12 protein-coding genes and 1 pseudogene are annotated in these 15,105 nt (G+C 66.0%); 5 read left to right on the forward strand and 8 right to left on the reverse strand.

Features of this window, described 5'->3' with window-relative positions:
• The first annotated feature begins 70 nt into the window (after positions 1-70).
• Entirely contained in the window at positions 71-1,282 is a 1,212-nt protein-coding gene (gene mhpT / locus ACSSVC_RS21780) for a 3-(3-hydroxy-phenyl)propionate transporter MhpT (protein WP_492611355.1), read from the forward strand.
• 82 nt (positions 1,283-1,364) lie between these two features.
• On the opposite strand, the gene ACSSVC_RS21785 is transcribed toward mhpT, so the two are convergent.
• The 6 genes and pseudogenes from ACSSVC_RS21785 to ACSSVC_RS21810 form a co-directional block, all read right to left on the reverse strand.
• Complete coding sequence (locus ACSSVC_RS21785; RefSeq protein ID WP_404937107.1) at positions 1,365-3,764, reverse strand: TonB-dependent siderophore receptor; 2,400 nt, start codon at positions 3,762-3,764, stop codon at positions 1,365-1,367.
• Between the two features lie 66 nt (positions 3,765-3,830).
• Positions 3,831-4,778 carry a FecR family protein gene (locus ACSSVC_RS21790; RefSeq protein WP_492611356.1) on the reverse strand — a complete coding sequence of 316 codons (948 nt, stop codon included), beginning with the start codon at positions 4,776-4,778 and terminating at the stop codon, positions 3,831-3,833.
• On the reverse strand, positions 4,775-5,284 hold the full coding sequence (locus ACSSVC_RS21795; protein WP_346635540.1) for a sigma-70 family RNA polymerase sigma factor: 510 nt from the start codon (positions 5,282-5,284) through the stop codon (positions 4,775-4,777). Before ACSSVC_RS21795 ends, ACSSVC_RS21790 begins: the two co-directional genes overlap by 4 nt.
• A gap of 184 nt (positions 5,285-5,468) precedes the next feature.
• Positions 5,469-5,576 (reverse strand): annotated as a pseudogene (locus ACSSVC_RS21800) (hypothetical protein); the annotation flags it as partial.
• Between the two features lie 16 nt (positions 5,577-5,592).
• A complete protein-coding gene (locus tag ACSSVC_RS21805; RefSeq protein ID WP_346635541.1) occupies positions 5,593-6,600 on the reverse strand; it encodes a zinc-dependent alcohol dehydrogenase family protein in 1,008 nt (335 codons plus the stop codon).
• Positions 6,601-6,752: 152 nt separating this feature from the next.
• Positions 6,753-7,706: a bifunctional helix-turn-helix transcriptional regulator/GNAT family N-acetyltransferase gene (locus ACSSVC_RS21810; RefSeq protein WP_492611357.1), complete on the reverse strand. Its 954-nt coding sequence runs from the start codon at positions 7,704-7,706 to the stop codon at positions 6,753-6,755.
• A gap of 168 nt (positions 7,707-7,874) precedes the next feature.
• Between ACSSVC_RS21810 and ACSSVC_RS21815 the strand changes: the two genes are divergently transcribed.
• From ACSSVC_RS21815 to ACSSVC_RS21830, 4 genes are all read left to right on the forward strand, one after another.
• A complete protein-coding gene (locus ACSSVC_RS21815) occupies positions 7,875-8,384 on the forward strand; it encodes a sigma-70 family RNA polymerase sigma factor (protein WP_337152850.1) in 510 nt (169 codons plus the stop codon).
• Complete coding sequence (locus tag ACSSVC_RS21820) at positions 8,381-9,361, forward strand: DUF4880 domain-containing protein (RefSeq protein ID WP_492611358.1); 981 nt, start codon at positions 8,381-8,383, stop codon at positions 9,359-9,361. Before ACSSVC_RS21815 ends, ACSSVC_RS21820 begins: the two co-directional genes overlap by 4 nt.
• Before the next feature lie 105 nt (positions 9,362-9,466).
• Positions 9,467-11,887 carry a TonB-dependent siderophore receptor gene (locus tag ACSSVC_RS21825; protein ID WP_337152848.1) on the forward strand — a complete coding sequence of 807 codons (2,421 nt, stop codon included), beginning with the start codon at positions 9,467-9,469 and terminating at the stop codon, positions 11,885-11,887.
• 166 nt (positions 11,888-12,053) lie between these two features.
• Positions 12,054-12,995 carry an alpha/beta hydrolase gene (locus ACSSVC_RS21830; RefSeq protein ID WP_346635544.1) on the forward strand — a complete coding sequence of 314 codons (942 nt, stop codon included), beginning with the start codon at positions 12,054-12,056 and terminating at the stop codon, positions 12,993-12,995.
• Positions 12,996-13,362: 367 nt separating this feature from the next.
• Here ACSSVC_RS21830 and ACSSVC_RS21835 read toward each other — a convergent pair whose 3' ends face one another.
• Positions 13,363-14,787 carry an isochorismate synthase gene (locus ACSSVC_RS21835; protein ID WP_346635545.1) on the reverse strand — a complete coding sequence of 475 codons (1,425 nt, stop codon included), beginning with the start codon at positions 14,785-14,787 and terminating at the stop codon, positions 13,363-13,365.
• Entirely contained in the window at positions 14,780-15,103 is a 324-nt protein-coding gene (locus ACSSVC_RS21840) for an isochorismate lyase (protein WP_185073334.1), read from the reverse strand. The genes ACSSVC_RS21835 and ACSSVC_RS21840 overlap by 8 nt, the downstream gene beginning before the upstream one ends.
• Positions 15,104-15,105: the final 2 nt, after the last annotated feature.

Below are 15,105 nucleotides of genomic sequence, written 5' to 3' on the forward strand. Positions count from 1 at the left end.
ACCAGCACCGGCGCATTCAGGCCCGGCGTCCGGTTGGCCACCACAACAAAAACAACAATGAGGTTTGCCCATGGACAGTCCATCGCGTCGTTCGACGCTGACCATCGCTTTGTGCTTTATCGTTGCGCTGATCGAGGGGTTCGATCTGCAAGCGGCCGGCACCGCCGCTGCCGGATTGCGCCAGAGCTTCGCCCTGGACCCGAAGATGATGGGCTGGGTGTTCAGCGCCGGGATCATCGGCCTGCTGCCCGGGGCGTTCTTCGGCGGCTGGGTCGCCGACCGTATCGGGCGCAAGAAGATCCTGGTCGGCGCGGTGCTGCTGTTCGGCCTGTTCTCGCTGTGCACGGCCTACGTCGAGAGTTATTCGAGCCTGCTGCTGGTGCGTTTCATGACCGGCCTCGGCCTCGGCGCGGCGCTGCCCAACCTGATCGCCCTGTGCGCCGAAGCGGTGAGTGAACGCCGCCGGGGCACGGCCATCAGCATCATGTACTGCGGCGTGCCCCTGGGTGGCGCGCTGGCGGCAGTGGTGGCGATGTTCTCCAGCGAACATTGGCAGACCACCTTCATCATCGGCGGCCTGGCGCCGCTGCTGGTGGTGCCGCTGATGGCCGGGTTGCTGCCCGAATCCAGTGCCTTTCGCCAACACACCGCCAGCGCCGGCACCCAGCGTGCCTCCACCGCCCAGGCGCTGTTCGGCGAAGGTCGCGCGCGCACCACGCTGGCCCTGTGGCTCAGCTACTTCTTCACCCTGACCGTGATGTACATGCTGCTCAACTGGCTGCCCTCGCTGCTGCTCGAACAGGGCTTCAGCAAACCCCAGGCGGGCCTGGTGCAGATGCTGTTCAACATCGGCGGCGCCCTCGGTTCGTTGCTCGGCGGCCTGCTGCTGGACCGTTGCAACGGGCTCAAAGTGGTGCTGTTCGTGTACGCCGGGTTGCTGGCGGCGCTGGCCGGGGTCGGGCTGTCGCAGGGCATTGTGCCAATGGCCATGGCCGGGTTTGCCGCAGGGCTGTTCGTGATGGCCGCACAATTGGTGCTCTACGCGCTGGCACCGCCCTCCTACCCGACCGCAGTGCGTGCCACCGGCGTGGGCGCTGCCGTGGCCATCGGCCGCCTGGGCTCGATGGCCGGGCCCCTGGCCGCCGGGCAGATCCTCGCCGCCGGCGCCGGCACCGCCGGGGTCCTGCTGGCCACCTCGCCAGGGCTGGTCATCGCTGCGCTGTCGATCCTCACTGTCATCGCCCGGACCAACGCCACGCCCGAGCTCAAGCCAGCGCATTGAACCTTGCATAGGGCGGTTACCGGGTTCCCGGTAGCCGCTGCAAGAAGGTTCGACAGCGGCTGCGCAATGTTCGAGGACGGCCCTAGAACCCCACCGTGGCCGACACCAGCCAGGTGCGCGGCGTCGACAAGGTCAACCCCGCCGCGCTGTCGGACGAGGTAGCGGCCGAGGCCCAGTAGGTGGTGTTGAGCACGTTCTCGACACTGGCGCGCAGGGTGATCGGTTTTTCGCCCAGCTCGAAGGCGTAGCGCGCCCCCAGGTCATAGCGTTCCCAACCAGGGATTTTCTGCTGGTTGGCTGGGTCCAGGTATTGCGAGCTGGAGTGAATCGCCCGAGCAGTCAGGGTCAGTCCGCGCAAGCTGTCGATGTCCCATTCAGCGCCAAGGTTGGCGTTGACCACCGGCGAACCGGTGCCGCGATTGCCGTCATACAGGCCCTTACCGGTTTCGGTCTGCACACTGTCGAGCAGCATCAGCCCGCCCAGCAGGCGCACACCGTCATGGGGTTCGCCGAAGACATTCAGCTCCAGGCCCTGGTTGCGCAACTGGCCATCGGGCTTGAAGTTGTTGTTCTCGTCGTAGACATACGACGGCTGCTGGATGCGAAACAGGCTGGCGCTCATACCGAAGCTGCCCAGGTCGTACTTGGCGCCGACTTCCACCTGTTTGCTGCGGTACGGCGCGAACACTTGATTGGCATTGGTCGCCGTGGTCGGCGCGGTTTCGCCCTGGCTCAGGCCTTCCATGTAATTGCTGTACAGCGACAGGCGATCGCTGACCTTGACCACCAGGCCCAGCGCCGGGGACAGGGCCTTTTCATCATTCACCGGCTCGTCACGCACGCCGTTGCTCCAGGTGCTGACCTGGACCCGCTGCAAGCGTGCGCCCAGGGTCAGCAGCACCTGGTCCTCGGCAAAGCTCAGGGTGTCGGCCAGGGCCAGGCTGGTGAAACGGTTTTCCGTGTGGGTGCTGGTGTCGATGCGGTTGGGGCGCCCGGGCAACGGCAGCTCCACCGGCCGGTAGAGGTTGCTGACACGGCGCAGGTAGCGCTCGCCGGCGTTGTCGAAATCCATGTTGAAGCGGTTCAGACTCAGGTTCACCGTGTGCCCGATCGGCCCGGTCTGAAACCCGCTGCGCAGGCCGATGACGGCGGTCTTGACGTCTTCATCGCGACGGAAGGTACGCGGGGTCACGGTGAAGTCGCCCGCGCTGTTGGTCACCTGCACCGCATGACGCAGAAAGTCGTAGTTGCCTTTGCGCGCCCCCAGAGCGGCATACACCATCAGTGAATCGCTGAGGTCGTACTCGCCGCGCAGCGCGCCGAAGCTGTCCTTGGAATGGGCGTAGGTCCAGGACTGGGCGATGTTGTGTCGGATGTCTTCGGCCTTGGGCATTTTCGCCGTGGCCGCCACTTCGACCCGCTCGATCGGCGCGTCAGCGTGGCGCTCCTGGTGCCCCAGGTCCAGGGACAGGCGCAGCCGCTCATCACGCAGATCGAGGCCGATGACTCCGGTTTCACGCTGGAGCTGCTGGTGGTCCCACTCGGTGTCGCCGGACTGGCGCACACCATTGAAGCGCAGGCCAAAGCGGTTGCCCTCGCCAAAACGCCGGCCGATGTCCACCGCGCCACCGGTCTGCCCGGCGGACGCGTAGTTGGCGGTGAACTCAGTCAAGGGCGTGTCCTGGGCGCGCTTGGGCTCGATGTTGATGCCGCCCCCCACACTGCCCCGGGGCGCAATGCCGCCCAGCAGCATGCCCGGCCCCTTGAGCACATCCAGGCGGCCGACCATTTCCATGTCGATGGCGTAGGTCGGCAGGATCCCGTACAGGCCGCCGTAGGACACGTCACTGTTGAACAGGCTGAAGCCGCGCACCGAGAACTGCTCGAAACGCCCGCTGGCCGGGTTGGTGGTACGGACCGAGGGGTCGCTGGCCACGGCGTCGCCGAGGGTTCGCGCCTGTTGGTTCTTCAGCGCCTCGGCGGTGTAGGACGTGAGGTTGAACGGGGTGTCCATGAAATCGCGGTCGCCGAGCAGGCCCTGGCCGCCCTTGCGATCCACCTGGCCACCGGCATAGGGCTCGCCGCTGCCTGGGAGATCGCTGCCGAGAATCGAGGTGGCGGGCAGCGCCAGGCCGCCTGCCTCGGGAACCGGCGCCAAGGTGTAGGCCTGTTCGCCCACGGCGTGCAACTGCAGACCCGAACCCTGCAGCAGTCGGGCAAAGCCCTCCTGCACCGCGAACTCACCGGAAAGCCCGGGGCTGCTGCGCCCTTCGACCAGCCCCGGGTCCACCGCCAGATCGACGCCGGACAGCCCGGCAAACCGGGTCAGGGCAGCGCCCAGGCTGCCGGCCGGCACCTGGTAGCTGCGGCGGCCACCCTCCTCGGCCCAGCTCAAGGGAACCAGCAACGGGCTGGCGCTCAGGCTCAGCAGCAGACTCAGACGCAACAAGGGACGCACAGCAGCAGGCATGACGCGGGGCATTGAAGAGGCTCTCTTTTTCGTTCACTTACCTGCAATGACAGGCACCTGGAAAAAAGGGGACAGCCCTCAAGCCAGTTTTTTACGCGAGCGCAGCGTGACCCAGAACCGCGTCCGCGCCTGCACCTCCAGCGGCAGGCTGGCGGCCAGCAAGGCCAGCACCCGGTCGGTGTCATCGACGCGGAAACTGCCGGTGACCCGCAGCGCCTCCAACTCCGGATCCCAACGCAACACACCGCTGCGGTAACGACTCAACTCGCGCAAAAAATCCCCCAGCGGCTGGTCCTGGGCCATCAATACCCCTTCGCGCCAACCGGGTATCGCACTGTCGAAGACTTGCAGCAACCCGGCGCCGGAAGCCTGCAGACTGACCTGCTGTCCGCCGTGCAAAGTCAGGGCAGGCCCCTGCAAAGGCTGCACCTGCACTACGCCACTGAGCACCGACACCCGACAGCCGATGCGCTCCTGACGCACGCAGACTTCGCTCTGGCTGACCCGCACCCGGCCGAAGTCGGTGTACAGGGTCAGGGCCGAGCGGCCCGGCACTTTGAGCGCCATCTCGCCCTGCACCAGGGTCAGGCGGCGCGCCGCCAGGTCCAGGTCCACCGCCGTGGCGGTATTGAGTTGCAGGAAACTGCCGTCGGCCAGGGGCACCTGTTTGCGCTCGCCAGTGGCGGTGTGCAGGTCGGCGCGCCACACCTCCAGGGGCAATTGCCGGCTCAGCCACCAGGTACTCGGCACCAGCAGCGCTACCCCCAGGCCGCGCTTGAGCAGCGCCCGACGTCCCGGTTGCGGGCGGTCGAGGCTGGCCAGGGCCAGGGCCGCGGGCAGCGCGGCGAAGCGTTGGCGCAGCAGTTGGGCTTTCTGCCAGGCCTGTTCGTGGCTGGCGCAGCGCTCGCGCCATTGTTGCAGGCCCTGCTGGTCGCTCTCGCTGGCGCTGCCCGACTCCAGCAAGGCCAGCCAGCGCGCGGCGGCGCGGGCGACCTGACGCGGATCGCTGCCGGTGGACGAGGTCACAGCTCCACCAGCAGGCAGTGTTCGTAGGCTTGGGCCATGTAGCGCTTGACCGTGCGCTCACTCACCCGCAGGCGCTCGGCAATCTCGCGGTAACCCAGGCCTTCCAGCTGGCTCCAGAGAAACGCCCGGCGCACCCGATGCGGCAGGCCATCGAGCAGCTCGTCCAGCGCCTGCAGGGCTTGCAGAACGATCCAGCGCTGTTCAGGCGAGGGCACGCAGGCCTCGGGCAGGGTCGCCAAGGCGTTGAGGTAAGCCTGTTCGAGACTGCGCCGCTGATGGAAGTTGATCAGCAAGCGCTTGCCCACAGTCAGCAGATAGGCCCGTGGCTCCTGCAACTGGGCCAGGGGCTGGGTGCTGCCGAGCACACGCAGGAAGGTGTCCTGGCTCAGGTCGGCGGCATCCCAGGCGTTGCCCAGGCGTCGCCGCAGCCAGCTTTCGAGCCAACTGCGGTGATCACGGTACAGGTTGTCGAAGGTGTGCTCCGTTGGCAGTACGGCGTCATTCATGGCAAGGGCACCCGGCGTGGCACGTTAAATCAAATGAGACTCATTCTATTTAATATCGCTCGCCGACACACCTTCTTTCATTGCCTTTGCCGTAGCTGCCCCGCCCCGCTCATGCCTCATCTGCGGACTTGCCATGTTCAGACGAACGCCGCGCTGCCCCTGACAGCACGAACGCCACAACCGGCTACCACAGCGCAATATGGGAATCTGCCTGGGATTCAGTGCCGCCACAGATCACGCCGCTGACCGGGTCGCGCAGGATGATCTGGCCGCGTCCGTAGTGGGCCCGGTCGTGGGCGATCAACGCCTCAGAATGTCAGGCAGATTTTCCCCAGGTGCGCGCCCGAGGCTTCATGGGCGAAGGCCTTGGCGATCTCGGCCAGGGGGAAGGTGCTGTCGATCACTGGCCTGATGCCGGTGGCTTCCAGGCCACGGACCATCTCGATCTGCTGCTGGCGACTGCCGACGATCAAGCCCTGCAGGCGCTGCTGCTTGGCCATCAGCGCCGCCGTCGGCACCGGCCCGGCCCAACCGGTGAGCACGCCGATCAGGGCGATATGACCGCCGATACGGCAAGCGGTGATGGACTGCGGCAAGGTGCCCGGCCCGCCCACTTCCACCACATGGTCGACGCCCCGGCCGCCAGTCAGTTTGAGTACTTCGTCACCCCATTCAGGCTGGGTGCGGTAGTTGATGGTGTGGTCGGCGCCCAGCTCACGAACCTTGGCCAGCTTGGCGTCCGACGAAGAGGTGGCAATCACCGTAGCACCCATGGCCTTGGCCAGTTGCAGGGCGAAGATCGACACTCCGCCGGTGCCCAGTACCAGCACGGTTTCCCCGGCCTTGAGCCCGCCGTCCACCACCAGTGCACGCCAGGCAGTGAGACCGGCAGTGGTCAGGGTCGCCGCTTCGGCGTGGCTGTAGCCCTTGGGCGCATGGGTGAACCAATGGCTGGGCTGGATCACCACTTCACGGGCATAACCGTCGACGCCGTCGCCCGGCGTGGTGCTGAAGTCGGCGATGGCCGGGCCCCCGTCATGCCAGTGGGGGAAGAAACAGGAGACTACCGAATCCCCAACCTGGAACTCGCTGACACCTGCGCCCACCGCTTCCACCACCCCGGCACCGTCGGCCATGGGAATCCGTCCGTCGGCGGTGGGCAGTGCGCCAGTCACCACCGCGTAGTCGTGAAAGTTCAGGGAACAGGCATGAATGCGCACACGGATCTCACCGGCACCGGGCTGGCCGGGATCCGGCAGCGCCACGGTTTTCAGGTTGTCCAGGGATGCCGGCAGGCTGAGCTTGATGGCTTGCATGGGGTGCTTCTCCACAGATCGGTAATGTCTTCAAGACCGACGCTCAAGGCGTCGGCACAACCAGGGGGCTCACCCTAACACCGATGCCGACTCTCTGTTGCCACCGGGGCGCCAACCAGCGAGCTCAAGCCAGCACCCGGCAGCCGCCTCGATCAAGCTGCGCCGGCCCGCACGAAACACTGTTCAGTCACCGCTGCACCCCACTGCTCGCCCAATTGCTCCTGCACCAGTTCAAAGCCGTGTTGCTCATAGAGCGTGCGCGCCGCATCCAGGCCCTTGAAGGTCCACAAGCGGGTGGCTGTAAAACCCCACTGGTCACAGAACCCCAGGGCCTCGACCAGTAGCCGTCGGCCCAAGCCCTGGCCACGCGCTGAATCATCGAGGATGAAGCAACGCAGGATCGCCTCGCCGTCCGCGCCCTCCCCGTCAATGGCGATGGAACCGACAATCCGCTCACCCTGCAGCGCCACCCAGACCTGATTGCGCGGGTTGTGCAAACGTCCCATCAGCTCAGCCATGTCCGCTGCCACCAGGCTTTCAAAGGCCTGGCCGAAACCGGCGCGGGCGGCGTAGTAACAGGCATGCATTTCGGTAATGCGGCCAATCACCCCCGGCCTATAGCCACGAGCGATGGACCAGCACGCGGGCGGCTCGGGCGCCTCGCCCAGGCGCACCGCACGCAGTGCCCGGGCGTAGTCGGCGATGCCCGTCGAGGCGCAAAGCTGCTGGTCCGCGCTCAGGTGCACCAGGGCTGCGGCCACCTGGGCCTGGGCAAAACGGTCGATACCGTTCAGGGTCTGGCGTCCCTGGGCGGTGAGGTGCAGGCGCTTCGAGCGGGCATCCTGTGCATCGGCCTGTTCGCTGATCTCGCCAGCCTCCACCAGCTTGCGCACCAGACGACTGACGCTGGATTTTTCCAGCCCCAGCAGCGTCACCAGATCGCCAGCGGTCAAGGCATTGCCCTGGCCGATCTCCAGCAACGCATGCACTGCCGAGGGCGAGTAGTCGGTGGCGGCCAGGGTGCTGTGCATGAAGCCCAGCTCACGGACCATCTGCCGGGAAGCCTGGCGCAATTGCGGGATGAAACCTGCGGATGGGCTCGACATAAAGGTGACCTCGCTCGTGGAATATTTAGTTGTAGCCTACAACTATATGAGCGACAAGCCCGGCGTGCTCAGACCCTGGCCGGCAGCGATAAAAACTTGAGCGCTCACTAATGAGAAGCATTACCATAAACACCCTTTTCGCCCGCCTCGGTCCCGGAACCCCTATCGATGGTGCCCAACTCTTCGCTACAGCACGCCGTGGGCGAGCTCTACGTCCAGCATCACAACTGGGTGGTGCAACTGCTGCGACGCAAGCTCGGTAACCAGGACCAGGCCATGGACCTGGCACAGGACACCTTCCTGCGGATTCTGCGCAGCGAACAGCTGCCGGTACTGCGTGAACCCCGGGCCTATCTGAACACCGTGGCCAGCCGGCTGTGCGGCCAGTATTTCCGCCGCCAGGCCCTGGAGCGGGCCTACCTGGAATCCCTGGCGCAGTTGGAGCCGCAACACCAGCCTTCACCAGAAACCCGCCTGCTGGTGCTCGAAGCCCTGGACGCCGTGGGTCAGGTGCTGGACGGACTGGGCCATCGGGTGCGGGAAGTGTTTCTGCTGTCCCAGCTCGAAGGCCTGACCTACCCGCAGATTGCCGAGCGCCTGCAGCTCTCGGTCAACGTGGTACAGAAAGCCATGCTCAAGGCCTACCGCCACTGCTACGCGGCGGTGTACCCGGCATGAGCGCCTTTGAGCCCATGGACGATCAGGGCGCGCTGGATCACCGGGTACTGGATCAGGCCCTGGAATGGCTGGTGCTCCTGCAGTCGGGCACCAGCAGCGTCGAGCAACAGGCCGGGTGCCTGGCCTGGCGCCGGGCCGACCCGCAACATGAACTGGCCTGGCAACGCCTGGCCGGGCTCGGCCAGGACCTGCGCGACAGCACCCGCAGCCTGCCCGCCGCTCGCACCCGGCAGTTGCTCCAGGCCCGCAGCCACCCCACGCGGCGCACCTTGCTCAAGGGCGTCGTCGGCCTTGGAGTGGTGGCCGCCAGCAGTTGGAGCGTGCGTGAGCGGCTGCTGTTGCCGCAGCTGTTCAGCGACTACCACACCGCCACCGGCGAACGCCGTCAACTGCAACTGGCCCTCGGCACGGCGCTGCAGTTGGACACCCGCACCACGGTGGATCTTCAGGACCGCGTGCAAGGACCGCAACTACGGCTCAACAGCGGGCGCCTGCTGCTGACCCTGGGCAACGCCGCGCCGGTGCGGATCGTCACCGCCGACGCCAGGATCAACCTGGCACCGCTGTCGCAGTTGATGGTCAGCGTCGGCTTGCCGGGACACCACGGCACCCGGGTGCAACTGCTGAGCGGCAGCGCCTCGGTCAGTCTGGCTCAGGGGCCCGGACAGGTCCTGGGCCCGCGCCAGCAGGTGGACATCGAGCAACGCATGAGCCCCATAACGCCAGTGGCCCCCGCGGCCAGCGCCTGGACCCAGGGCCTGCTGATCGCCGAACGCATGCCGTTGGGCGAGGTGATCGCCGAACTCGACCGCTATCGTCCGGGCCTGCTGCGCTGCGCCGCCGAGGTCGCCGGGCTGCGGGTATCCGGTTCGTTCTCCCTCGACCAGCCGGACGCCAGCCTCGACTTGCTGGCCCGAACCCTGCCCATTCGCATTCAGCGGGTCATGGGCTATTGGGCCTCCGTGACGGCAGCCTGATTTTTTTCCAGGACGGCGGCAGTTTTTCCAATCTCACGCATCAAGACCAGGGAAGAAGCTGGAAAACAGCTCGGCGCCAACCCTTCCCAACCCATGGACTTTCTTATGCACATCCGCCTCACGCCCCTTGCCGCGGCCCTGCGCCCGTTCCTCATCGGCCTGTCGATCGCCAGCACCAGCCTGCCGCTGCTGGCCGCCGAGGCCAACGCCGAAGTGGCCGACAGCCAGCGCCACGACTATGCAATCGCCCCAGGCAACCTGGATCAGGTACTGGGGGCTTTCGGCCAGCAATCCGGGGCCATGATCGCCGTCGATGCCAGCCTCAGCGCCGGCAAGCACAGCCCAGGCCTGAGCGGCCGCTTCGCCATCGGCGAAGGCCTGCAACGCCTGCTGGCGCCCCTGGGCCTGCAAGCGGTGGCCGAAGGTGCGGGTTATCGAGTGCTCAGGGCCGGCGGCGGCGAACGCGTGGAACTCGGAGCCACCACCGTCAGCACCAACCAGCTGGGGACCATCACCGAAGGCTCCGGCTCCTACACTCCCGGCACCATCGCCACCGCCACCCGGCTGGTGCTGACACCCCGGGAAACCCCGCAGTCGATCTCGGTGGTAACCCGCCAGGCCATGGACGATTTCGGCCTCAACTCCATCGACGACGTGATGCGCCATACCCCGGGCATCACCGTGGCCACCTACGACAGTGACCGCACCAGCTACTTCTCTCGCGGCTTTGCCATTCAGAACTTCCAGTACGACGGGATTCCGATCCTGCAGGACGCGCAGTACTCCTCGGGCCATACCCTCACCGACACGGTGATCTATGACCGCGTGGAAATCCTCAAGGGCGCCACCGGCCTGCTCACCGGTGCCGGGGGCCCCGGCGGCACCATCAACATGGTGCGCAAGAAACCCACCGCCGAATTCGCCGGACACATCGACCTGGGGGCCGGCTCCTGGGACAACTACCGCTCGCAGGTCGATGTCAGTGGCCCCCTGACCGACAGCGGCAATGTCCGCGGCCGGATGGTCGCCGCCTATCAGGACAAGAAATCCTTCCTTGACCACTACCAGCGCCAGACCAGCGTCTACTACGGCATCCTCGAGTTCGACCTGTCGCCGGACACCCTGCTGACCGTCGGCGCCGACTATCAGGACAACGACCCCAAAGGTTCCAGCTGGTCGGGCAGCAGCTCGCTGTACGACTCCAAGGGCAACGCCATCAGCACCTCGCGCTCCTACAACAACGGCGCGAGCTGGAGCCGCTGGTCGCAATACACCCGCACCGTGTTCAGCACCCTGGAGCACAGCTTCGCCAACGGCTGGGTGGCCAAGGCCCAGTACAACCACCAGATCAATGGCTACAACGCCCCCCTGGGTTCGTTGATGTCGCCCAATGCCGAGACCGGCATCGCCTCGCTGCTGACCCGCAAGTACACCGGCGAAACCGTCAGCGACAGCGGCGACCTCTACGCCACGGGCCCCTTCGACCTGCTGGGGCGCGAGCATCAGTTGGTGGTCGGGGCATCGATCTCCAACTCGCACTGGAAAGGCCGGGACTTCACCAACGCCACCAATCACAACAATTTCTACGACTACTTCAACTGGGACGGGCACAGCCCCAAGCCCGACTGGGGCAGCATGACCAAGAAGAACGACGAGACCACCCGCCAGAGTGCCGGCTACATGACCGCGCGCTTTAGCCTCAACGATGATCTTTCGTTGCTGCTGGGCAGCCGGGTCAACAACTACGAGGTCAGCGGCACCAGCCAGACCAAGGACACCGGCAAGGTCATTCCCTACGCCGGGGTGGTCTACGACCTCGATCAGAACTTCTCCGTCTATGCCAGCTACACCGAGATCTACCTGCCCCAGGACGACTACCGCGACCGCAACGACAAGGTGCTCAAGCCCGACGAAGGCACCAACTACGAGGTCGGCCTCAAGGGCGAGTTCTTCGACGGTCGCCTGAACTCCAGCCTGGCCTACTTCGAGGTGCATGAAGAAAACCGCCCGGTGGATGACCTGGCCTATAACGCCAACCCCACTACCCCCGGGCTGGACTATGCCTCCAAGGGCATCAAGTCCAAGGCCAAGGGTTATGAAGCGGAAATCTCCGGAGAGCTCGCCCCCGGCTGGCAGCTGCAGGCCGGTTACACCCACAAGATCATTCGCGACCAGAGCGGGGCCAAGGTCTCCACCTGGGAACCGGAAGATCAGGTCAACCTCTACACCAGCTACAAATTGACCGGCAGCCTCGACAAACTGACCCTGGGCAGCGGCGTCCGCTGGCAGGGCACCGGCTGGAAGATACTCAGCAACTACGGCAAGGGCACCGAGGAAAAATTCGCCCAGGACCCTTACTGGCTGGTGGACCTGATGGCCCGCTACCAGATCACCGAGAACGTCTCGGCCACCCTCAACGTCAACAACCTGTTCGACAAGAAGTACTTCACCAACATCGGCTTCTACAACTCGTCGTACTACGGCGACCCGCGTAATGTGATGCTCAGCACTCGCTGGAACTTCTAAAACCTCAGCCGCGTCGTGGCCCACTGAGTTAGCGGCTGGCCACGGCGCTGCCCCCCTCCCGTAGCATTTGCTAACCCTTGCCACTGACCACTGCGCCGAAATCCCTGCAGCCATCCCGGCACATCTGTTAAAACGCGTTTTCGACTGTTCTGTGGTGAAGCCTTCCATGTCCCCAACCCTGTCCCAGCGCCTGCGCCGTCGCTGGTTTCCCCTGCTGTGCATGGCCGCGCTGCTGGTCGGCCTGCCGGTGAGCTGCGCGGTGCTCGAACACAAGGAACGCCAACTGGTGTTTCGCATCGAGCCTGGCACGGCCGGCTGGTACCGCGGCCTGCCGAGCACGGTGCAGGAGCTCGAGCTCAAGCCGAAAAACTTCAAGCCCGGGCAGAACATCCACGCCTGGTGGTGGCCGGCGCAACGCGCCGATGCCCCGGCGATCCTCTACCTGCACGGAGTGCGCTGGAACCTTACCGGCCAGTTGTTTCGCATCGAGCAACTGCACGCCCTGGGCTACTCGGTGCTGGCCATCGACTACCGGGGTTTTGGCCAGAGCCACGGCGACCTGCCCTCGGAAACCAGCGTCTATGAAGATGCCAGAGTGGCCTGGGAGCGGCTCAAGGCGCTGCAGCCCGATGCCAGCAAACGCCTGATCTACGGTCACTCCCTGGGAGGCGCGGTGGCCATCGACCTGGCTGCCGAACTGGGGCGCAATGCCGCCGCCGACAAGTCCCCGATTGCCGCTCGCGGGCTGATTGTCGAATCCACCTTCACCACCCTGGCCGATGCCGCAGCAGCGGCGACCAAGACCTCCCTGCCGGTGCGCTGGCTGATGTCGCAGAAGTTCGACTCCATCGACAAGATCCGCGAGATCGGCATGCCCTTGCTGGTGGTCCACGGCCTCAAAGACGACTACGTGCCGCCGCGCCTGAGCCAGCAACTGTTCAAGGCCGCCCTGGAGCCGAAGAAACTGCTGCTGGTGCCCGGCGGCACCCACAACAACAGCATGAGCCTGGCGGGCAAGGACTATGGCCAGGCCATCAACGCCCTGCTGCGGGCCAAGCCCAACCACAAAGTCGCCGGCCCGCCCCCCAGCGCCGTCCCCACCAGCTGAAGCTGGCTTGTGTAGGAGCTGGCTTGCCAGCGAAGGGGCCCGCAAGAGCGCCACATTCCCTCGCCACAAACCGCGCCAACCGGCCGCTGCGCGGTTCGCCGGCAAGCCGGGTCCTACAAGGGTGCGCATCTGCTCATCCGTAGGAGCTGGCTTGCCAGCGAAGAGGCCCGCAAGAGCCTCACATTCCTTCGCCACAAACCGCGCCCACTGGCCGCTGCGCGGTTCGCCGGCAAGCCGGCTCCTACAGGTGCACACCTGCTCATCCGTAGGAGCTGGCTTGCCAGCGAAGGGGCCCGCAAGAGCGTCGCATTCCTTCGCCACAAACCGCGCCCACTGGCCGCTGCGCGGTTCGCCGGCAAGCCGGCTCCTACAGGGAGAGGCCGCGTTTTTCGTAGGTGCTGGCCGGTTGCGGACGCAGGGCTTCGCCGATGGTGCGCAACTTCAGGCAGGTTTCCTGATATTCGCTCAGAGGGTCCGACTCGCCGACGATGCCGCAGCCGGCAAACAGGTGCGCCTGGTTGCCGCGAATCAGCGCCGAGCGCAGGGCCACGGCAAACTCACCATCGCCCTCGGCGTTCAGCCAGCCCACCGGCGCGGCGTACCAGCCACGGTCCAGTTGTTCATGCTCGCGGATATAGCCCAGGGCCTTGGCCCGGGGCAGGCCGCCCACCGCCGGGGTCGGGTGCAGCGCGTCGACTATTTGCAGCAGGTCCACCTGGGGCCGCAGCCGCCCCAGCACCGGGGTCAGCAGGTGCTGGACGTGGGCCAGGCGGTGCAGTTGCGGCTGCGCAGGAATTTCCAGCATGGCGCAATAGGGCTGCAGCGCTTCGCGCAGGGTCTGCACCACCAGGGCGTGTTCGTGGCGATCCTTGGCGCTGTCCATCAGGCCCTGACCCAGTTCGGCGTCCTGTTGATCGTGCTGGCCGCGGGCGCAGGTGCCGGCCAGGGCCACGGTGCTCAAGGTGCCCCGGGCCACGCGCACCAGACGTTCTGGGGTGGCGCCGAGGAAGCAGCTGTCGCCTCGGCTGAAGGCAAACAGGAAGGCCTGGGGATAGGCCGCCCTGAGGTTCTCCAGCAAGGGCCCGCAGGGAATGCTGCGCTGGGCCCGCAGGCAGACTTCCCGGGCCAGCACCACCTTGCTCAGTTCACCGGCGTTGATCCGGTCGATGGCGCCGGCGACCGTGGCCTGCCACTGCTCGGCGCCCAGGGCATCGTCGTCCTGCCGGGTGCCCGCCGGCACCTGCAGTGACGGTGCATGGGCATAGCGGGCCTGCAACAGGTTCCATTCCGCCGCAAGGCCGGCAGCGCAATGGGCCACATCGGCACCAGGCTCGATCCACAGGCTGAACAGCCAGTGCTGCTGTTCGCCTTCGCGCAACAACAGAATCCGCGGCAGCACCAGGGAGGTGGCGGCAAACGACTGCCACTGGGCGCTGCGCGGCCCCTGGGGGTCAAAGGCGAACCCGCCGCACAGATAGGCCTTGCGCGGGCCGACCTGATGGGCCTGCTCCAGTAGCTGGTGCCAGGCCTGGGTAGTGGCGGCAAAGCGCTCGGCGGCCGGCGGGCTGATTTCCTCGGTGCAGCCGAATCCCGCCAGGGCCAGAGCGCCCTGGTCGCTGGACCAGAACAGGCTCTGGCCGAACACCTGGCGGTTGGCGGCAAACAACCGCAATGGCTCCAGGCGCTCGGCGGCGAGGCTGAACACCACCAGTACCGCGCGACTATTGCGCCGAGCCTGGGCCTCGCCTTCGCGCAGGGCCTGGGTCAGCCCGGACAGGCACGACTCATTCATCGCCAACTCCTTGTTCAAGCCCGCGCTGGACGCGCCAATGGCGCACTTGCTGGGCGATGTTCCAGTGGATGATCTGGGCAAACAGCGGCACCACGAACATCGGGTCCAGGCCTGCCTGCTCGGCCCATTGCTGACGCTGCGGGAGCATCGCCGCGACCCGCTCCGGCGCGGCGATGCTGTCCTGGGTCGGTTTGAATTGCGCGGCTGCCTTGACGTAGGCCAGGCGTTGGCCGAGGGCCTGGATGATCTGCTGGTCCAGGGTGTCGATCGCCCAGCGGATGTCATCCAGGGCGCTGCATTGCTCGGGGGTTTTCATGT

The sequence above is a fragment of the Pseudomonas sp. E1BtOHC1 genome (genome assembly GCF_058744285.1).